General features: G+C 65.5%; 19 protein-coding genes. 1 reads left to right on the forward strand and 18 read right to left on the reverse strand.

What is annotated here, in order from left to right; all coding sequences use genetic code 11:
• Positions 1-10: 10 nt before the first annotated feature.
• The 6 genes from KDW96_RS05365 to KDW96_RS05390 form a co-directional block, all read right to left on the reverse strand.
• Complete coding sequence (locus tag KDW96_RS05365) at positions 11-646, reverse strand: protein-L-isoaspartate(D-aspartate) O-methyltransferase (protein WP_255840483.1); 636 nt, start codon at positions 644-646, stop codon at positions 11-13.
• A gap of 41 nt (positions 647-687) precedes the next feature.
• Positions 688-1437, reverse strand: coding sequence for a 5'/3'-nucleotidase SurE (gene surE, locus KDW96_RS05370; RefSeq protein ID WP_255839400.1), 750 nt, complete (start codon positions 1435-1437; stop codon positions 688-690).
• Complete coding sequence (gene truD / locus KDW96_RS05375) at positions 1425-2483, reverse strand: tRNA pseudouridine(13) synthase TruD (protein WP_255839401.1); 1059 nt, start codon at positions 2481-2483, stop codon at positions 1425-1427. Before truD ends, surE begins: the two co-directional genes overlap by 13 nt.
• Positions 2480-2953 carry a 2-C-methyl-D-erythritol 2,4-cyclodiphosphate synthase gene (gene ispF / locus KDW96_RS05380; protein ID WP_255839402.1) on the reverse strand — a complete coding sequence of 158 codons (474 nt, stop codon included), beginning with the start codon at positions 2951-2953 and terminating at the stop codon, positions 2480-2482. The genes truD and ispF overlap by 4 nt, the downstream gene beginning before the upstream one ends.
• Positions 2954-3015: 62 nt before the next feature.
• Positions 3016-3861, reverse strand: coding sequence for an S-formylglutathione hydrolase (gene fghA / locus KDW96_RS05385; RefSeq protein ID WP_255839403.1), 846 nt, complete (start codon positions 3859-3861; stop codon positions 3016-3018).
• An 82-nt stretch (positions 3862-3943) separates the two neighbouring features.
• Positions 3944-5056: an S-(hydroxymethyl)glutathione dehydrogenase/class III alcohol dehydrogenase gene (locus KDW96_RS05390; protein ID WP_255839404.1), complete on the reverse strand. Its 1113-nt coding sequence runs from the start codon at positions 5054-5056 to the stop codon at positions 3944-3946.
• A gap of 156 nt (positions 5057-5212) precedes the next feature.
• Here KDW96_RS05390 and KDW96_RS05395 point away from each other — a divergent pair, with 156 nt between their 5' ends.
• Positions 5213-6142, forward strand: a complete 930-nt coding sequence (locus tag KDW96_RS05395; RefSeq protein WP_255839405.1) for a LysR substrate-binding domain-containing protein — start codon at positions 5213-5215, stop codon at positions 6140-6142.
• Here the strand turns inward: KDW96_RS05395 and ispD are convergent.
• The 12 genes from ispD to fabZ form a co-directional block, all read right to left on the reverse strand.
• On the reverse strand, positions 6133-6840 hold the full coding sequence (gene ispD / locus KDW96_RS05400; protein WP_255839406.1) for a 2-C-methyl-D-erythritol 4-phosphate cytidylyltransferase: 708 nt from the start codon (positions 6838-6840) through the stop codon (positions 6133-6135). The genes KDW96_RS05395 and ispD overlap by 10 nt on opposite strands.
• The gene (gene ftsB, locus KDW96_RS05405; protein WP_255839407.1) at positions 6837-7115 is read right to left on the reverse strand and encodes a cell division protein FtsB; all 279 of its coding nucleotides are present in this window, start codon (positions 7113-7115) and stop codon (positions 6837-6839) included. The genes ispD and ftsB overlap by 4 nt, the downstream gene beginning before the upstream one ends.
• Before the next feature lie 65 nt (positions 7116-7180).
• Positions 7181-8470, reverse strand: coding sequence for a phosphopyruvate hydratase (gene eno, locus KDW96_RS05410; protein WP_255839408.1), 1290 nt, complete (start codon positions 8468-8470; stop codon positions 7181-7183).
• Positions 8471-8614: 144 nt separating this feature from the next.
• On the reverse strand, positions 8615-9460 hold the full coding sequence (gene kdsA / locus KDW96_RS05415; RefSeq protein ID WP_255839409.1) for a 3-deoxy-8-phosphooctulonate synthase: 846 nt from the start codon (positions 9458-9460) through the stop codon (positions 8615-8617).
• Between the two features lie 5 nt (positions 9461-9465).
• The gene (gene pyrG, locus KDW96_RS05420; protein ID WP_255839411.1) at positions 9466-11097 is read right to left on the reverse strand and encodes a CTP synthase; all 1632 of its coding nucleotides are present in this window, start codon (positions 11095-11097) and stop codon (positions 9466-9468) included.
• 178 nt (positions 11098-11275) lie between these two features.
• Positions 11276-12595: a tRNA lysidine(34) synthetase TilS gene (gene tilS, locus KDW96_RS05425; protein ID WP_255839412.1), complete on the reverse strand. Its 1320-nt coding sequence runs from the start codon at positions 12593-12595 to the stop codon at positions 11276-11278.
• Positions 12596-13546, reverse strand: a complete 951-nt coding sequence (locus tag KDW96_RS05430; RefSeq protein ID WP_255839413.1) for an acetyl-CoA carboxylase carboxyltransferase subunit alpha — start codon at positions 13544-13546, stop codon at positions 12596-12598.
• 135 nt (positions 13547-13681) lie between these two features.
• Positions 13682-17200, reverse strand: a complete 3519-nt coding sequence (gene dnaE / locus KDW96_RS05435; RefSeq protein ID WP_255839414.1) for a DNA polymerase III subunit alpha — start codon at positions 17198-17200, stop codon at positions 13682-13684.
• A gap of 98 nt (positions 17201-17298) precedes the next feature.
• Positions 17299-17895: a ribonuclease HII gene (gene rnhB / locus KDW96_RS05440; RefSeq protein WP_255839415.1), complete on the reverse strand. Its 597-nt coding sequence runs from the start codon at positions 17893-17895 to the stop codon at positions 17299-17301.
• Positions 17895-19028, reverse strand: a complete 1134-nt coding sequence (lpxB, locus tag KDW96_RS05445; RefSeq protein ID WP_255839416.1) for a lipid-A-disaccharide synthase — start codon at positions 19026-19028, stop codon at positions 17895-17897. The genes rnhB and lpxB overlap by 1 nt, the downstream gene beginning before the upstream one ends.
• A 3-nt stretch (positions 19029-19031) precedes the next feature.
• Entirely contained in the window at positions 19032-19808 is a 777-nt protein-coding gene (gene lpxA, locus KDW96_RS05450) for an acyl-ACP--UDP-N-acetylglucosamine O-acyltransferase (RefSeq protein WP_255839417.1), read from the reverse strand.
• Positions 19805-20245, reverse strand: coding sequence for a 3-hydroxyacyl-ACP dehydratase FabZ (fabZ, locus tag KDW96_RS05455; protein ID WP_255839418.1), 441 nt, complete (start codon positions 20243-20245; stop codon positions 19805-19807). Before fabZ ends, lpxA begins: the two co-directional genes overlap by 4 nt.
• Positions 20246-20272 lie beyond the last annotated feature (27 nt).

Consider the following 20272-nt stretch of genomic DNA (forward strand, 5'->3'; position numbering starts at 1 on the left):
ACGCGAAAGGTCAGGCCAAGGGCCCATTGAGCAGCGGCACGAAACGCACGGCGTCCAGCACGTGCCGGGCAAATCCGTGTTCCTCGCGAACGATCAGCAACAGCTGCTGCACATCGCCGGTGCCGACCGGAATCACCAGGCGTCCGCCCGGGGCCAACTGATCGAGCAGGGCCTGGGGCACCTCGGAAGCCGCCGCGGTGACGATGATGCCGTTGTAGGGCGCCAGCGCCGACCAGCCCTCCCAGCCATCCCCCCAACGGAACACCACGTTGCGCAGGTTCAGTTCGCTCAGGCGTTCCTTGGCCCGCTCCTGCAACCCCTGGATGCGTTCGACGGTGAACACCCGCTCCACCAGTTGAGCGAGGATCGCGGTCTGGTAACCGGAACCGGTGCCGATCTCCAGCACCTTGTCCAGCGGGCCGGCCGCCAGCAGCAGCTCGCTCATCCGCGCCACCATATAGGGCTGGGAGATGGTCTGGTTACTGCCGATCGGCAGCGCCGTGTCTTCGTAGGCGCGATGGGCCAGGGCCTCATCGACGAACAGATGACGGGGCGTGCGGCGGATGGCTTCGAGCACGTGGGCGTTGGACAGGCCCTCCTCGTACAGGCGCTGGATCAACCGCTCGCGGGTGCGCTGCGAGGTCATACCAATGCCCCGGCGCTGCAGTTCGCCCTGGTCCCGGTTCATCAAAGCAGGCTCTCCAGCCAAGGTTGCAGGCCGGCCAAGCCTTCCCTGAAGGTGCGGTCCAACTGCAGCGGGGTCACCGACACATAGCCTTCCATCACCGCATGAAAATCCGTTCCCGGACCGCCATCCTCGGCGGCGCCGGCGGCGGAAATCCAGTAGCCCTCCTTGCCCCGCGGATTGACCACCTTGACCGGCGCCGCCGCCCGCGCACGGTGTCCCAGGCGCGTCAGCTGGATACCGCGGATCTGCTCCAGCGGCAGGTTGGGGACATTGACGTTGAGCACCGTGCGCGGCGGCAGGTCGAGGCGCTCATGGGCGGCCACCAGCTTGCGTGCGAAATAGGCGGCAGTCGGCAGATGGTCCGGTGCCCGCGACAACAGCGAAAAGGCGAAGGCCGGGCGCAGCAGGAAGCGCCCCTCCAGGGCGGCGGCCACGGTGCCGGAATACAGCACGTCATCGCCCAGGTTGGCGCCAAGGTTGATCCCCGACACCACCAGATCGGCCAGTTCGGGCAGCAGGCCATTGAGCCCCAGGTGCACGCAATCGGTGGGCGTGCCGTTGATGCTGATGAAGCCGTTGGCCAAGGTCTGCGGGTGCAGCGGCCGGTCCAGGGTCAGGGAGCTGCTGGCGCCACTGCGGTCCTGGTCGGGCGCGATCACCGTGCAATCGGCATAGTCGAGCAGCGCAGCATGCAGCGCGGCGAGACCCGGCGCCGCTACGCCGTCGTCGTTAGAAATCAGAATACGCATGGGTTATCCGTCTGCCCTGCCGGCAGCAGATCGACGAGTTCGCGCACCAAAACGGTGGCGAAGCATCCAGCCGGCAGGACGAATTCCAGTTGCAGAATGTCAGGCTCCGGATAATGCCACGTCAAACCGCCGATGGGGAGGCGCAGGATGCGCCGTTCGTGCTGCAGGCCCGCTTCTGCCAGCCAATCGACCAGCCCTGACTCGTCCAGGCTCAGGCGCTGCTCCAGCTCCTGGGCGGCGCCACCGGCCGGTGAGGGGCCGACGCCCCACAGCGGCCCGGTCGGGTGCAGGTCGAGCAGCGCCAGGCGTGGATCGCTGCACTCGGCCTCGCCGGCCATGAAGAAGCTGCGGCTGTCGGTGAAGGCCAGCAGGTCGCCGACCTGCGCCCGGTTCCAGCTGCCGGCGGCCACCCGCGCGGCCAGGGCACGGTTGAACAGGTAACTGCGCGCCGCCGAGAGCACCCGCGAGCGCACATTGCGCTTCTCCGGCAGGCTGTTGCCCGCGGCGAAGTGCCGGGCATGGGCCAGGTTGCCGCCCTCATGACCGAAGCGTTGCGCCCCGTAGTAATTGGGGATGCCCTGGGCGGCGATCTGCTGCAGACGCTGGTCCAGTGCCGCAACATCGGCCTTGAGCTGGGTCAGGCGCAGGGTGAAGCCATTGGCGGCATGGGCACCGCGCTGCAGCTTGCGGCTGTGCCGCACCTGCTTGAGGACGCTCAGGCTGGCGTCTTGCGCCGCGCTCAGATCGGGATCGAGCTTGCCCGGCAGGTGCAGGCTGAACCATTGCCGGGTCAGGGCTTGGCGATCCTTCAGGCCGGCGTAGCTGATCATCCGCAGCGGCACGCCAGCGGCACGGGCAATGCGCTTGGCGGCCTCCTCGGTATTGAGTTCGCGCTTCTCCACCCACAGCCAGAGGTGTTCGCCCTCGCCGGCCAGGGGAATGTCCAGCACCTCGTCGACCTGAAAGTCTTCCGCGCTGGCCTTGAGCAGCGCAGTGCCGCAGGCCGGGCCGTGGGCGCGCGGGCCGAGCAGTTCGAGCTCGGTCATGGGCCGACCAACAGCGCCACGGCATGCACCGCAATGCCTTCCTCGCGACCGGTAAAGCCGAGCTTCTCGGTGGTGGTGGCCTTGACGTTGACCTGATCCAGGTCGACCTGCAGGTCTGCGGCGATCCGCTCGCGCATGGCCGGAATATGCGGGGCCATCTTCGGCGCCTGGGCGACTATGGTGGCGTCGACATTGCCGACCCGCCAGCCCTTGGCCTGGATCAGGCCGAGCACGTGGCGCAGCAGCGCCCGGCTGTCGGCGCCCTTGAAGCGCGGGTCGGTGTCAGGGAAATGCTGGCCGATATCGCCCAGCGCCGCGGCTCCGAGCAACGCATCGCTCAGCGCGTGCAGCAGCACATCGCCGTCGGAATGGGCGATCAGCCCGAACTTGTGGGGAATCTGCACGCCGCCGAGGGTGACGAACTCGCCCTCGCCGAAGCGGTGTACGTCGTAGCCGTGACCAATACGCATAAAGAACAACGCCCTGAAAATTCAGGGCGTGATTCTACAGGAGTATCGGCGACTGGGCGCTTTCAGCCCTGCAAGGCCTGCGCGTGATGGCGCAGGTGATCGCCGATGAAGCTGGCGATGAAGTAGTAGCTGTGGTCGTAGCCCGGCTGCAGACGCAACGTCAGCGGATGCTCCGCGGCCTGGGCGGCGGCCTGCAATGCCTCCGGCTTGAGCTGGTTGGCCAGGAAGTCATCGCGATCGCCCTGATCGACCAGGATCGGCAACTTCTCCTCGGACTCGGCCAGCAGCGCGCAGGCATCCCACTCGCGCCAGCGCGAACGATCCTCGCCGAGGAAACGGGAGAACGCCTTCTCGCCCCAGGGACAGTTCATCGGGTTGCTGATCGGCGAGAAGGCCGACAGCGACCGGTAACGCCCCGGGTTGCGCAGCGCGCAGACCAGGGCGCCATGGCCGCCCATGGAGTGACCGCTGATGCCGCGCTTGTCCGATACGGGAAAGTTGGCCTCGATCAGCGCGGGCAATTCCTGCACCACGTAGTCGTGCATGCGGTAATGCCGAGCCCAGGGCTCCTGGGTCGCATTCAGGTAGAAGCCGGCGCCCAGACCGAAGTCCCAGGCCCCTTCAGGGTCGGCGGGGACATCGGCGCCACGGGGGCTGGTGTCCGGCGCCACGATGATCAGTCCCAGCTCCGCGGCCAGGCGCTGGGCTCCGGCCTTCTGCATGAAGTTCTCGTCGGTGCAGGTGAGGCCCGACAGCCAGTACAGCACCGGCAGCTTGGCGCCCTGCTCGGCCTGCGGCGGCAGGTAGACGGCGAACACCATGTCGCAGTTCAGGGTGCTGGAGCGATGACGGTAACGCTTGTGCCAGCCGCCGAAGCTTTTCTGGCAAGACAGATTTTCCAAAGTCATGACCTTCTCCGTAGGGTGGAAAGCGCCTCGCGTTCTCCACCGCTGGACGGTGGATGCCGGAAGCGGCATCCACCTCGAGCAATCAGAAGTGAATTACGGTGCGGATGCTCTTGCCTTCGTGCATCAGGTCGAAGGCCTGGTTGATGTCGTCCAGCGGCATGTTGTGGGTAATGAAGGTGTCCAGGGGGATCTCGCCCTTCTGCGACTTCTCGACATAACCCGGCAGCTCGGTGCGGCCCTTGACGCCACCGAAGGCGCTACCACGCCAGACCCGGCCGGTGACCAGCTGGAACGGACGGGTGCTGATCTCGGTACCGGCCGGCGCCACGCCAATGATGGTCGACTCGCCCCAGCCCTTGTGGCAGCACTCCAGCGCCGCACGCATCAGCTGCACGTTGCCGATGCACTCGAAGCTGTAGTCGACTCCGCCGTCGGTCATCTCGACGATGACGTCCTGGATCGGCTTGGCATGGTCCTTGGGATTGACGAAGTCGGTCATGCCCAGCTCACGGGCCACGGCTTCCTTGGCCGGGTTGATGTCGATACCGATGATGCGCGAGGCCTTGGCCATCTTCGCACCGATGATCGCCGCCAGGCCGATGCCGCCCAGACCGAAGATCGCCACGGTGGCGCCCTCTTCGACCTTGGCGGTGTTGAGCACCGCACCGATGCCGGTGGTGACGCCGCAGCCCAGCAGGCAGACCTTGTCCAGCGGCGCTTCCTTCGGGATCACGGCAACCGAGACTTCCGGCAGCACGGTGTACTCGGAGAAGGTCGAGCAGCCCATGTAGTGGTAGACCGGCTGACCCTGGTAGGAGAAGCGCGAGGTGCCGTCCGGCATCAGGCCCTTGCCCTGGGTGGCACGGACCGAGCTGCACAGGTTGGTCTTGTTGGACTTGCAGAACTTGCACTGGCCGCACTCGGCGGTGTACAGCGGGATCACGTGATCGCCCACTTTGACCGAGGTCACCCCTTCGCCAACCGCCTCGACCACACCACCGCCCTCGTGACCCAGGATGCAGGGGAACACGCCCTCGGAATCCTGACCCGACAGGGTGTAGGCATCGGTGTGGCAGACACCGGTGGCGACGATGCGCACCAGCACTTCGCCGGCCTGGGGCGGCGCGACGTCTACTTCGACGATTTGCAGCGGTTGGTTGGCGGCAAAGGCCACGGCAGCACGGGACTTGATCATGTTCGCTCTCCGGCGGGTTGCAAAAGTGGCGGAAAGTATAGATCAGCGGTTTACGTCAATAATCAGCCGCCCGTAAAAACATTATTGCCATACAGGGACAATAGCCCCTTCTAGCACCTAGAATCGCGCCATCGACAAGGCACAAGGAGCGCGGCGATGAACCGCTGGGAAGGACTGGATGAATTCGTCGCGGTGGCCGAGTGCGGCCAGTTCACCGCGGCGGCGGAGCGCCTGGGGCTGTCGTCCTCCCAGGTCAGCCGGCAGATAGCCCGCCTGGAGGAGCGCCTGCAGACCCGGCTGTTCTACCGCAGCACCCGCCGGGTGGCGCTGACCGAGGCCGGGCAGACCTTCCTGCAGCATTGCCAGCGCCTGCAGGACGCCCGCGAAGAGGCGCTGCGCGCCGTTGGCGACCTGGGCAGCGCGCCCAAGGGGCTGCTGCGCATGACCTGCGCGGTGGCCTACGGCGAGCGCTTCATCGTGCCACTGGTGACCGACTTCATGAGCCGACATCCGCAATTGAGGGTCGAGATCGAACTGAGCAACCGCACCCTGGACATGGTCCAGGAGGGCCTGGACCTGGCCATTCGCCTGGGCCGCTTGCAGGACTCGCGCCTGGTGGCCACGCGCCTGGCGCCGCGGCAGATGTACCTGTGCGCGGCGCCGGCCTATCTGCAGCAATACGGCCGCCCCCACAGTCTGTCCGAGCTGAGCCGGCACAACTGCCTGATTGGCAGCTCCGACATTTGGACCTTTCAGCTCAACGGCCGTGAATCGGCGCAGCGGGTTCAGGGTAACTGGCGCTGCAACAGCGGCCAGTCGGTGCTGGAGGCGGCATTGCGCGGCCTAGGCCTGTGCCAGTTGCCCGACTACTACGTGTTGGAACACCTGCGCAGCGGCGCGCTGGTGTCGCTGCTGGCCAACCAGCAGCCGCCCAACACCGCGGTCTGGGCGCTCTATCCGCAGCAACGCCACCTGTCGCCGAAGGTGCGTCAGCTGGTGGACTTCCTCAAGGACGGCCTGGCGCAGCGCCGCGAATACAACCTGAAGCACTGGCCGGAGATAGAAGGGAGCGATGGTCAAGGCTGACGCCAGAGCAGCGCCAGACTCTGCAGGTCTTCCGGTCGGGTTACCTTGAGGTTGTCGGCGCGTCCCTCGATCAGGCGCGGCGCGTGGCCAGCCCACTCGATCGCCGAAGCCTCGTCGGTGATCGCCACGCCGGACACCAGGGCATCGGCCAGCGCCCGATGCAGCTGGCCGAGGCGAAACATCTGCGGCGTGTAGGCGTGCCAGATCGGCGCACGGTCGACGGTTTGCTGCACCCGGCCATCGGCGCCGGCGCGCTTGAGGGTGTCGCGCGCCGGCACGGCCAGCAGGCCGCCGACCGGGTCGTCGGCAAGCTCGCCGAGCAGCAGGTCGAGGTCGCCGCGCGTCAGGTTGGGTCGCGCCGCGTCGTGCACCAGCACCCAGTCCTGCTCCTCGGCGCCCAGCTCCGCCAGGCGATGCAGGCCGGCCAGCACCGAGTCGGCACGCTCGCACCCACCTTCGGCGCGCTGGATGCGCCCGTCCTCGGCGCACGCCAGGGCCGGCCAGTAGGGGTCGTCGGCCGCCAGGCTGACGACCAGGCCGCGCAACTGCGGATGATCGAGAAAGCAGGCCAGGGTGTGCTCGAGAATGGTCCTACCGGCCAGTTCCAGGTACTGCTTGGGGCGGTCGGCGCGCATGCGACTGCCGACACCGGCGGCCGGAATCAGCGCCCAGAAAGGAGGCAGGCTGGAAGCAGTCATTCGGTCAACTGGAAGAGGGTCTCGCCCTCTTTGACCATGCCCAGCTCGTGACGGGCGCGCTCTTCGACGGTCTCCATGCCTTTCTTCAACTCCATCACCTCGGCCTCGAGGATACGGTTGCGCTCCAGCAGGCGCTGGTTCTCGCCTTGCTGGTCGGCGATCTGCTGCTTCAGGTCGGCCACCTGGGCCAGGCTGCCATCACCCACCCACAGGCGGTACTGCAAGCCGGCGAGCAGCAGAACCAACATCAGCCACAACCAATAGGGGCTACGCATAGGGGAAAAAGCATCCGAACGAAAAAGGGGCGACTCGCGCCGCCCCTCTTTTACCACGACTGAGTTCAACCACGGAACTCGGCGCGACCCCGATAGGCGGCCTTGCCGGCCAGCTGCTCTTCGATGCGCAGCAGCTGGTTGTACTTCGACACGCGATCGGAGCGGCACAGCGAACCGGTCTTGATCTGGCCGGCGGCAGTACCCACCGCCAGGTCGGCAATGGTGCTGTCCTCGGTTTCGCCGGAGCGGTGCGAGATCACCGCGGTGTAGCCGGCGGCCTTGGCCATCTGGATGGCCTCCAGGGTCTCGGTCAGCGAGCCGATCTGGTTGAACTTGATCAGGATCGAGTTGCCGATGGACTCGTCGATGCCGCGCTTGAGGATCTTGGTGTTGGTGACAAACAGGTCGTCGCCGACCAGCTGCACCTTGGCGCCGATCTTGTCGGTCAGCACCTTCCAGCCGGCCCAGTCGGACTCGTCCATGCCATCTTCGATGGAGATGATCGGGTAACGCTGGCTCAGCCCGGCCAGGTAGTCGGCGAAACCGGCGGCGTCGAACACCTTGCCTTCGCCGGCCAGATCATACTGGCCGTTCTTGTAGAACTCGCTGGAGGCGCAGTCCAGGGCCAGGGTGACGTCATCGCCCAGCTTGTAGCCGGCATTGGCCACGGCTTCGGCGATGGCCGCCAGGGCGTCTTCGTTGGACGCCAGGTTCGGCGCGAAGCCGCCCTCGTCGCCCACCGAGGTGCTCAGGCCACGGGCCTTCAGCACGGCCTTGAGGTGATGGAAGATCTCGGTGCCCATGCGCAGGGCGTCGGAGAAGGTCTTGGCGCCGACCGGCTGGACCATGAACTCCTGGATATCGACGTTGTTGTCGGCGTGCTCGCCGCCGTTGATGATGTTCATCATCGGCACCGGCATGGAGTACTGGCCCGGGGTGCCGTTGAGGTCGGCGATGTGCGCATACAGCGGCACGCCCTTGGCCTGCGCGGCAGCCTTGGCGGCAGCCAGGGACACGGCGAGGATGGCGTTGGCGCCCAGGCTGGCCTTGTTCTCGGTACCGTCCAGCTCGATCATCGCGCGGTCCAGGGCCTGCTGGTCGATGGCGTTCTTGCCCAGCAGCAGCTCGCGGATCGGCCCGTTGATGTTGGCCACGGCCTTGAGCACGCCCTTGCCCAGGTAACGGCTCTTGTCGCCATCGCGCAGTTCCAGCGCTTCGCGGGAACCGGTGGAGGCACCGGACGGCGCGCAGGCGCTGCCGATGATGCCGCCCTCGAGGATCACATCGGCTTCCACGGTCGGATTGCCACGGGAATCGAGAACCTCACGGCCTTTGATGTCGACGATCTTTGCCATTGCGTTGAGCACTCCAAAAGTTGACGAAAGGGTAGCGCCGGACTGAGCACCTATTACCCGCGGTCGAATGGACCAGCGACTAAAATGTATCAGCTAGCCAACAAAATTGTATACAACCAATGCCTTTAATGAAGAACCACCTTTTCAGGCAGTCTCAATCGGCGGAAAACTCTTGATCAGGTCGTCCAGCTGCTTGAGCTGAGCCAGGAAGGGCTCCAGCTTGTCCAGGCGCAACGCGCAGGGACCGTCACACTTGGCGTTGTCCGGGTCCGGATGGGCCTCGAGAAACAGGCCGGCCAGGCCCTGGCTCATCCCCGCCTTGGCCAGGTCGGTGACCTGGGCGCGACGACCGCCGGCGGAGTCGGCACGACCGCCCGGCATCTGCAGGGCGTGGGTGACGTCGAAGAACACCGGGTACTCGAACTGCTTCATGATGCCGAAGCCGAGCATGTCGACCACCAGGTTGTTGTAGCCGAACGAGGTGCCGCGCTCGCAGAGGATCAGCTGATCGTTGCCGGCCTCCACGCACTTGGCCAGGATGTGCTTCATCTCCTGGGGCGCAAGGAACTGGGCCTTCTTGATGTTGACCACCGCGCCGGTCTTGGCCATGGCCACCACCAGGTCGGTCTGCCGCGAGAGAAAGGCCGGCAGCTGGATGATGTCGCAGACATCGGCCACCGGCTGCGCCTGGTGCGGCTCGTGTACGTCGGTGATCACCGGCACGCCGAAGGTTTTCTTCACTTCCTCGAAGATCTTCAGCCCCTCGTCCAGGCCCGGGCCGCGGAACGAGGAGACCGACGAGCGGTTGGCCTTGTCGAAGCTGGCCTTGAACACATAGGGAATGCCGAGCTTCTCGGTCACACGTACGTACGCTTCGCAGGCCCGTATGGCCAGGTCGCGCGACTCGAGCACGTTGATGCCGCCGAACAGCACGAATGGCTTGTCGTTGGCGATCTCGATCGCGCCGACACGGATGGTCTTCTGCGCCATGGCTGTTATGCCTTCTTCGCTTGCTGGGCCAACGCGGCATTGACGAAGCCGCTGAACAGCGGGTGACCGTCACGCGGGGTCGAGGTGAACTCGGGGTGGAACTGGCAGGCGACGAACCAGGGGTGATCCGGTGCCTCGACCACTTCCACCAGCGCACCGTCGCCGGAACGCCCGGTGACCTTGAGGCCCGCCTCGATCAGCTGCGGCAGCAGGTTGTTGTTGACCTCGTAGCGATGACGATGGCGCTCGACGATCACGTCCTGACCGTAGCATTCACGGACCTGGGAACCGCTTTCCAGCTGGCAGTCCTGGGCGCCCAGGCGCATGGTGCCGCCCAGGTCGGAGGCTTCGGTACGCTGCTCGGTGGCGCCGGTGGCGTCCTGCCACTCGGTGATCAGGCCGACCACCGGGTGGCTGCCGCTGCTGTCGAACTCGGTGGAGTTGGCATCGCTCCAGCCCAGCACGTTGCGGGCGAACTCGATTACCGCGACCTGCATGCCGAGGCAGATGCCCAGGTAGGGAATCTTGTTCTCGCGGGCGAACTGCACGGTCTTGATCTTGCCTTCCACGCCGCGCAGACCGAAGCCGCCGGGGACCAGGATGGCATCGACGCCGTCCAGCAGTGCGGTGCCCTGATTCTCGATGTCCTCGGAGTCGATGTAGCGCAGGTTGACCTTGGTGCGGTTCTGGATGCCGGCATGGCTCATCGCCTCGATCAGCGACTTGTAAGCGTCCAGCAGCTCCATGTACTTGCCGACCATGGCGATGTTCACTTCACGCTCGGGGTTGAGCTTGGCATCGACCACGCGGTCCCACTCGGACAGGTCGGCGCCGCCGCAGTCCAGGCCGAAACGCTCGACGACGAAGTCGTCCAGGCCCTGGGCGTGCAGCACCGACGGGATCTTGTAGATGGTGTCGACGTCTTCCAGGGAAATCACCGCACGCTCTTCGACGTTGGTGAACAGGGCGATCTTGCGCCGCGAGGACACATCGACCGGGTGGTCGGAGCGGCAGACCAGCACGTCAGGCTGCAGGCCGATGGAGCGCAGCTCCTTCACCGAGTGCTGGGTCGGCTTGGTCTTGGTCTCACCGGCAGTGGCGATGTACGGCACAAGGGTCAGGTGCATCAGCATGGCGCGCTTGGCGCCCACTTCCACGCGCAGCTGGCGAATGGCCTCGAGGAAAGGCTGCGACTCGATGTCGCCGACCGTGCCGCCGATCTCGACCATGGCCACGTCGGCATCGCCGGCGCCCTTGATGATGCGGCGCTTGATCTCGTCGGTGATGTGCGGAATCACCTGGATGGTGGCGCCCAGGTAATCGCCCCGGCGCTCCTTGCGCAGCACGTCTTCGTAGACGCGGCCGGTGGTGAAGTTGTTGTTCTGGGTCATGGTCGTGCGGATGAACCGCTCGTAATGGCCCAGGTCGAGGTCGGTCTCGGCGCCGTCGTGGGTGACGAACACCTCGCCGTGCTGGAACGGACTCATGGTGCCCGGATCGACGTTGATATAGGGGTCCAGCTTGAGCATCGTGACCTTCAGGCCCCGCGCCTCCAGGATGGCCGCCAATGAAGCCGAGGCGATGCCTTTCCCCAAAGAAGAAACAACACCACCCGTGACGAAGATGTAGCGCGTCATGAAAAACCCTAGAAGTCTGCGTTTAAGCGGTCAGCGCCGCCGGGGAAAGCGAAGGAAAGCCGAAGCTCCAATCGCGGACCAGCCGCAATTGGCAAGCCGTCACCGACTCCGGAATTCTCGAGGAAAGGGAGTCAGCAAAAGCTCTAATAAGACGGGAGCGTAGTCTACCGGAAAGGCCCTACCAGCTCAAACCCGGATCACAGGGTGGCGGCTGCCAGCTGAGCCGCGACTGCCCGTCGACCGGCCCATCCAGTCCGGACAGATTGGCCACCGCCCGCACCTCGCCGTCACACAGCAACAACGGCAGGCGACCGCGAACGAAAGCCGGTACCTGACGCTCGTTGAGCAGGCGCTTGAGATCGCGGTGACCGCGACCGGGCAGATTCATGACCTCGCCCCCCTGGCGATAGCCCAGTCGCCACTCCCCGCCCCCACTCAACCGCCCCTCGATACGCACACTGCCGTTACCGGGCAGCGGCAACACCTGATTGGCCTGTGGCGCCACAGCGGGCAGCGCCGGCGTTCGCAGCCAATCGCCGGCGAGCCACCACAGCCGCTCGTCGGCCCGATGCAACTCCCCGGCCGCGAGACGCCAGATCGGCGCGGCGTCGACAGCCGCCGAGAGCAGGGCCTGCCAGCCGACCCAGTGCTCGGCATCCGGCATCGCCGTCAGCGGGCGCAGCCAGGCACGCAGGGCGTTGCGCTGACGCGCCTCACTCAAGTCGCGCAATGGCGCCAGGGCCAGACTCGGCATCGGCAGCCAGCCAAATGCGCTGGGCGCTCGCGCCGGCGCCAGGTCCAGCTGCGCCAGCTCGTCGAGCAACAGCGCGGACTCGCCCAGCAAAACGGCACTGCGCGCCATGCTCGCGGCCGCCTGCGGCCAGCGCGCGCGCAGCGCCGGCATCACCTGGTGGCGCAGGTAGTTGCGCGCATAGCGGTCATCGGCGTTGCTGGGATCTTCGATCCAGGTCAATCGATGCTCGGCGGCGTAGGCCTCGAGCTCGTCTCGCGAGCACTGCAGCAGGGGACGCAGCAGCTGTCCCCCACCCAGCGGCCGACTCTGCGGCATGGCCGCCAGCCCCCGGGTGCCGGCGCCGCGCAACAGGCGAAACAGCAGGGTTTCGGCCTGGTCGTCGCGGTGCTGCGCGGTGAGCAACAGCTCACCCGCGCCGAGTGCCGTGGCGAAGGCCGCGTAGCGGGCGTCGCGCGCGGCACGCTCGACGCTCGCCCCCGGCTCCACCTCGACCGCCTGGACCTGCAGGGGAACGCCCCATTCCTCGCACTGGCGCCGACAATGCGCCGGCCAGGCGTCGGCCGCGGCCTGCAGACCGTGGTGGATATGGAGAGCGGAAAGTGGCGGCAGGGCCTCGCGTTGCGCGAGACCAGCCAACAGATGCAACAGCACGGTGGAGTCGAGCCCACCGGAAAAGGCGACACGCCAGGCGGGCGCATCACGCCAAGGAGCCAGATTCCCCAGCACCTTGGCGTGCAGGCTCATTTAGGCGACGCCGTAACTCATCAGGCGCTCGTAGCGACGCGCCAGAAGCTCGGCGCTGTCGAGCTTCTTCAGGGTGCTCAGCTGGGAAGCCAGCTCCTGGCGCACCGACTCGGCCGCCGCGGCCGGATCGCTGTGGGCGCCGCCCAACGGCTCGGGAATTACCTTGTCGACGATGCCCAGGCCCTTCAGGCGCTCGGCGGTGATGCCCATGGCCTCGGCGGCGTCCGGCGCCTTATCCGCAGTCTTCCACAGGATCGAGGCGCAGCCTTCCGGCGAAATCACCGAGTAGGTCGAATACTGCAGCATGTTCAGACGATCGCACACGCCGATCGCCAGGGCGCCGCCGGAGCCACCCTCGCCGATCACGGTGGCGATGATCGGGGTCTTCAGGCGCGCCATCACCCGCAGGTTCCAGGCGATCGCCTCGCTCTGCCCGCGCTCCTCGGCATCGATACCCGGGTAGGCGCCGGGGGTGTCGATGAAGGTGAGGATCGGCATCTTGAAGCGTTCGGCCATCTCCATCAGGCGGCAGGCCTTGCGGTAGCCTTCCGGACGCGGCATGCCGAAGTTGCGGCGCACTTTCTCGCGCACGTCACGGCCCTTCTGGTGACCGATGACCATCACCGGCTCGCCATCCAGGCGCGCCACGCCGCCGACGATGGCGGCGTCATCGGAGAAGTGCCGGTCGCCATGCAGTTCGTCGAACTCGGTGAAGATGTGCTGCAGATAATCCAGGGTGTAGGGGCGGCGCGGATGACGGGCGAGCTGGGCAATCTGCCAGCTGGTCAGGTTGCCGAAAATGCTTTCGGTCAAGGCGCTGCTCTTGTCCTGCAGGCGGGCGATCTCTTCGTTGATGTTCAACGCGTTGTCGTTACCCACCAAGCGAAGCTCTTCGATCTTGGCTTGCAGGTCGGCGATCGGCTGTTCGAAATCGAGAAAGTTCGGGTTCATAGTCATCCGTCTTGCGTCGACGGCCAAGCGGCCGGGGAGCTGTATCCGTTTCGCGCCCTACCTTAAGGGATCAGGCGCATTGAGGTCGACACCCAATAGCGTGTCGGACCGACTGGCGAGGCACGGCCTCGTCTATCAGCGGTAGTGCAGGAAGACGTTGTCTCGCCCGAACTGGTCACGCAATGCCTGAATCAGGCTGTCGGCCGGGTCGATTCGCCAGCTTTCGCCAAACTGCAGCAAAGCCTTGGCGTCCTGTCCGGTGTAGTCCAGGGTGATCGGGCAGGCGCCCCGATGGCGACTGCACAGGTCCGCCAACCAGCGTAGCCGATCGCCCTTGAGCGTCGCACTGGCAACCTTCAGTCGCAGGCTCTCGGCCAGGCCGGTGCGCGCCTCCTCCAGGCTCATCACCCGTTTGGCGCGCAGGCGCAGTCCGCCGGAGAAGTCGTCGTTGCTCACTTCGCCTTCGACCACCACCAGGGCATCGGTCTGCAACAGCGCCTGGGCACCGGCGAAGGCATCGGCGAACAGCGAGGCCTCGATCCGTCCCGAGCGATCGTCGAGGGTGATGAAGCCCATCTTGTCGCCCTTCTTGTTCTTCATCACCCGCAGGGCGACGATCAGCCCGGCGACTGTCTGGCTGTCGCGCGCCGGCTTGAGGTCGACGATGCGCTGGCGGGCGAAACGCCGCACCTCGCCCTCGTACTCATCGATCGGGTGGCCGGTCAGGTACAGGCCGAGGGTCTCCTTCTCACCCTTCAGGCGCTCCTTGAGCGTCAGCTCACGGGCCTTGAGGTGGTTGGCGTAGACGTCCGTCTCGGCGTCGGCGAACACCCCGCCGAACAGGTCCATATGCCCGCTGTCATGACTGCGCGCAGTCTGCTCGGCCGCCTGCACCGCCTCTTCCATGGCCGCCAGCAGCACCGCACGATTGCGGTCGATATTGGCGTGGTAGGCCTTGATCTCGTCATGGAAGTAGGGCCCCAGGCGATCCAGGGCACCGCTGCGGATCAAGGCTTCGAGGGTGCGCTTGTTGATGCGCTTGAGGTCGACCCGCGAGCAGAAATCGAACAGATCCTTGAACGGGCCATCTTGACGGGACTCGACGATGGCCTCCACCGGTCCCTCGCCAACGCCCTTGATCGCGCCCAGGCCATAGACGATGCGGCCGTCGTCGTTGACCGTGAATTTGAATTCCGAGGTGTTCACGTCCGGGGCGTCGAGGCGCAGCTTCATGCTGCGGCACTCCTCGATCAGGGTGACCACCTTGTCGGTGTTGTGCATATCCGCCGACAGCACCGCAGCCATGAAGGCCGCCGGGTGATGGGCCTTCAGCCAGGCGGTCTGGTAGGAGACCAGGCCGTAGGCCGCCGAGTGCGACTTGTTGAAGCCGTAGCCGGCGAACTTCTCCACCAGGTCGAAAATGTTGCCCGCCAGGTCGGCATCGATGCCGTTGTTGGCGCAACCCTCGATGAAGCCGCCGCGCTGCTTGGCCATCTCCTCCGGCTTCTTCTTACCCATGGCACGGCGCAGCATGTCGGCGCCGCCGAGGGTGTAGCCGGCCATGACCTGGGCGATCTGCATCACCTGTTCCTGGTACAGGATGATGCCGTAGGTCGGCGCCAGCACCGGCTTGAGGCCTTCGTACTGATAATCCGGGTGCGGGTAGGCGAGCTCCGCGCGGCCGTGCTTGCGGTTGATGAAGTCGTCGACCATGCCGGACTGCAACGGGCCGGGGCGGAACAGCGCCACCAGGGCGATGAGGTCTTCCAGGCAGTCGGGCTTGAGCTTCTTGATCAGCTCCTTCATGCCGCGCGATTCGAGCTGGAACACCGCGGTGGTCTCGGCCTTCTGCAGCATCTGGAAGGTCGGCTTGTCATCCAGCGGGATGAAGTCGATGTTCAGCGGCTCCAGGCCCTGCTTGGCCTGTTCGCGGTTGATGGTCTCCATGGCCCACTTGATGATGGTCAGGGTACGCAGGCCGAGGAAGTCGAACTTCACCAGGCCGGCCGACTCGACGTCGTCCTTGTCGAACTGGGTCACCAGGCCGCCGCCCTCTTCATCACAGGCGATCGGCGAGAAGTCGGTGAGCTTGGTCGGCGCGATCACCACGCCGCCGGCGTGCTTGCCGGTACCCCGGGTGATGCCCTCGAGCTTGAGCGACATCTCCCAGATTTCCGCCGCCTCCTCGTCGACCTTGAGGAAGTCGCGCAGCGCCTCCTCCTGCTCGTAGGCCTTCTCCAGGGTCATGCCGACCTCGAAGGGAATCATCTTCGACAGACGATCGGCCAGGCCGTAGGACTTGCCCTGGGCCCGCGCCACGTCGCGGACCACCGCCTTGGCCGCCATGGAGCCGAAGGTGATGATCTGGCTCACCGCGTTGCGCCCGTACTTCTCGGCCACGTAGTCGATCACCCGGTCGCGACCGTCCATGCAGAAGTCGACGTCGAAGTCGGGCATCGACACCCGCTCGGGGTTGAGGAAGCGCTCGAACAGCAGGTCATAGGCCAGCGGATCGAGGTCGGTGATCTTCTGCACATAGGCCACCAGCGAGCCGGCACCCGAGCCCCGGCCGGGGCCTACCGGGACGCCGTTGCTCTTGGCCCACTGGATGAAGTCCATGACGATCAGGAAGTAACCGGGGAAGCCCATCTGGATGATGATATCTAGCTCGAAGTTCAGGCGGTCGACATAGACCTGGCGCTTGGCCTCGTAGTCCGGGGTGTCCGGGGGCAGCAGCACGGCCAGACGCTCTTCCAGGCCGTCGAAGGAGACCTTGCGGAAGTACTCGTCCATGGTCATGCCGTCGGGGATCGGGAAGTTCGGCAGGAAGTAGGTGCCGAGCTGCACCTCGATATTGCAGCGCTTGGCGATCTCCACGGAGTTCTCCAGCGCTTCGGGCAGGTCGCTGAACAACCCCCACATCTCTTCCGGGGTCTTCAGGTACTGCTGGTCCGAATAGGTACGCAGGCGCCGCGGGTCGTCGAGCGAGCGCCCCTCGCCGATACACACACGAGTCTCGTGGGCGGCGAAATCCTCCTGTTTGATGAAGCGCACGTCGTTGGTCGCCACCAGAGGCGCACCGAGTCTGTGGGCCAGCGCTACCGCGGCGTGCAGGTGCTCCTCATCATTGACCCGGTTGGTGCGCTGCACCTCCAGGTAGAAGCGCTCGGGGAACACCGCCTGCCACTCGCGCAGCCGCGCTTCGGCTTCGGCCTGATCGCCCTCGAGCAGGGCATGACCGACCTCCCCTTCCTTCGCCCCGGACAGGGCGATCAGGCCCTCGGCAGCGGCCTTGACCCAGTCGCGCTGGATGATCACCAGGTCGTTGCTCTGCCCCTCCATCCAACCGCGCGAGACCAGCTCGGTGAGGTTGCGGTAACCCTGGGCATTCATCGCCAGCAGGGTCATGCGGCTCAGGGGGCCGTCCTCGTCGGGACTGGCCAGCCAGATATCGGCGCCGCAGATCGGCTTGATTCCGGCGCCCATGGCCGCCTTGTAGAACTTCACCAGGGCGCACATGTTGCTCATGTCGGTGATCGCCACCGCCGGCATACCGGCTCCCGCGGTCGCCTTGATCAGCGGTTTGACCCGCACCAGGCCGTCGACCAGGGAGTACTCGGAATGCAGACGCAGGTGGACGAAGGAAACGGTCATGGCAAGCCTATGCAAAACACGAAAACGACAAGGCCCGGATTGTACCGGGCCCGGGGATAAAGACCAGAGATGCGCGCCCAGCGAGGCCCCCGTCGCCCTCAGGACTCCAGCAGGGCGCGTACCGGCGCGAACGAACGCCGATGAATGGGCGTCGGCCCCAGGCGCCGCAGGGCCTCCAGATGGCTCGGCGTGGGATAGCCCTTGTGCCCGGCAATGCCATAGCCGGGGTACTGCAGGTCGAGCTGCTGCATCTCGCGATCGCGACTGACCTTGGCCAGGATCGAGGCGGCGGCGATGGCCGGCACCTGGCTGTCGCCCTTGACCACTGCGGCGCTGGGCACCTGCAGGCGCGGGCAGCGATTGCCATCGATCAGCGCCAGCTTGGGCGTCACGCTCAGTCCCTCGACTGCACGCTGCATGGCCAGCATGGTGGCCTGCAGGATGTTAAGCCGATCGATCTCCTCGACTTCGGCGCGGGCAATGCACCAGGCCAGCGCCTTCTCGCGGATCTCTTCGAACAGCTGCTCGCGGCGCGCCTCAGTGAGTTTCTTTGAATCGTTCAAGCCAACTATCGGTCGCTGCGGATCGAGAATCACCGCCGCGGTGACCACGGCCCCGCAGAGTGGTCCACGACCGACCTCGTCGACGCCGGCCACCAGCTCCTGCACCTGGGTGAAATCCAGCCCCAACTGCATCAGGCGCGCCCGACCAACTCGAGCACGGCATCGGCTGCCTGAGCCGACGCATCGCGGCGCAGCGCGCGATGAATCAGGTCGAAGCTCTCGGTCTGCTCCTCGCCTTCCTCCAGGAGCGGCGCCACATGCTGGGCCAGGGCCTCGGGCGTCGCCGCGTCCTGGATCAGCTCGGGCACCAACAGGCGCTCCGCAAGCAGATTGGGCAAGGAGATATAGGGACTCTTCACCAGGCGCTTGAGGATCCGGTAGGTCAACGGTGCCACCCGGTAGGCGACCACCATGGGTCGCTTGTACAGCAGCGCCTCCAGGGTTGCGGTACCGGAGGCGATCAGCACCGCATCGCAGGCGGCCAACGCCTCGTGGGAACGACCGTCGAGCAGGGTCAGCGGCAAGTCCCGCCCGACCAGCAACTGTTCGAGCTGTGCACGACGCTCGGGACTGGCGCTCGGCACCACGAAACGAATGCCTGGGCGCAGGGCCCGCAGGCGCGACGCCGCATCGAGAAACAGGCTACCCAGGCGCGCCACCTCGCCGCCGCGACTCCCCGGCAACAGGGCCACCACCGGGCCATCGACCGGCAAGTCCAGGGCGCTGCGAGCCGCAGCACGATCGGCATCCAGCGGGATGGCATCGGCCAGGGGGTGACCAACGAAGCGCACCGGCACCTGCTGGGCATCGTAGAACTGCGCCTCGAAGGGGAACAGGGTCAGCATCAGGTCGCAACCCTGACGGATCTTCAACACCCGCTTTTGTCGCCAAGCCCAGACCGAGGGGCTGACGTAATGCACGGTCTTGATACCGGCGCGGCGCAGCTTGAGCTCGAGGTCCAGGTTGAAGTCCGGGGCATCGATGCCAATGAACACGTCCGGCCTGGCCGCGATCAGGTCGCGCCGCAGTCGACGCCGGCGCGCGAGCAGCTCCGGCAGGCGGCCGAGCACCTCGACCAGCCCCATCACTGCCAGACGCTCCATGGGAAAATAGGACCTCAACCCCTCGGCCTCCATCAGCGGTCCGCCAACGCCGATGAATTCGATCTGCGGGTGCCGGGCTTTAAGCCCCTGCATCAGCCCCGCTCCGAGGATATCGCCGGAGGCTTCGCCAGCCACCAGGGCGACGCGCAATCGCTCGGCCATGAACTAGCGGGTAATGCCGCGTTTGGAAGCCAGGATCGAGTCGCGGAAGACTGCGACCTCGGGAAACTGCGCCGACGGCTCGGCCAACTCGGCCAGGGCCTGCTCGACCGTCAGCCCCTGGCGATACACCGTCTTGTAGGCGCGCCGCAATGCGGCAATGGCCTCGGTGCTGAAGCCACGACGACGCATGCCTTCGAAATTCATGCTGCGCGCCTCGGCGGGGTTGCCGAAGACCGTGACATAGGCGGGCACATCCTTGCCGATGGCCGTGCCCATACCGGAGAAGCTGTGGGCGCCGATGCGGCAGAACTGGTGCACCAGGGTGTAGCCGGAAAGAATCGCCCAGTCGTCGACGTGGACGTGGCCGGCCAACGCGGTGTTGTTCACCAGAATGCAATGATTGGCGATGACACTGTCGTGGCCGATGTGCGCATAGGCCATGAACAGGTTGTGGTCGCCGATGGTGGTTTCGCCACGATCCTGCACCGTGCCGCGGTGGATGGTGACCCCTTCACGAATGACGTTGTGGTCGCCAATCACCAGGCGCGTGGGCTCACCCTTGTACTTGAGGTCAGGGGTATCTTCCCCGACCGAGGAAAACTGGTAGATGTGGTTGTGCTTGCCAATCCGGGTCGGCCCCTTGAGTACCACATGAGGGCCGATCACCGTGCCCTCGCCGATTTTCACATTGGCGCCGACGATCGACCAGGGACCAACGACCACGTCGTCCGCCAGCTGTGCGCTGGGGTCGATGATGGCACGAGGGTCAATCAAACTCATAGTTTGCGTTCCGCACAGATGATTTCGGCCGAACAGACTTCCTTGCCATCAACGCTGGCCTTGCACTCGAACTTCCAGATGCTGCGCTTGGTACTGAGGAACTTGGCCTCGAGAATCAGCTGATCACCCGGGACCACCGGCTGACGGAAGCGCAGCTTGTCCGAACCGACGAAATAGTAGAGGGTACCATCGGAGGGCTTGGCCCCCATCATCTTGAAGCCAAGGATACCCGCGGCCTGGGCCATGGCTTCGATGATCAACACACCGGGCATGATCGGGTGCTCGGGAAAATGCCCATTGAAGAAAGGCTCATTGATGCTGACATTCTTATAGGCACGAATGCACTTGCCCTCAACATCCAGCTCGGCAACCCGGTCGACCAGCAGGAACGGGTAGCGGTGCGGCAGGTATTCGCGAATTTCGTTGATGTCCATCATGTCCAGAGAAGCCTGTAGTAAAAAGAG

Origin of the sequence: Pseudomonas benzenivorans (assembly GCF_024397895.1) — a bacterium.
In the GTDB taxonomy this organism is placed as follows: domain Bacteria; phylum Pseudomonadota; class Gammaproteobacteria; order Pseudomonadales; family Pseudomonadaceae; genus Aquipseudomonas; species Aquipseudomonas benzenivorans_A.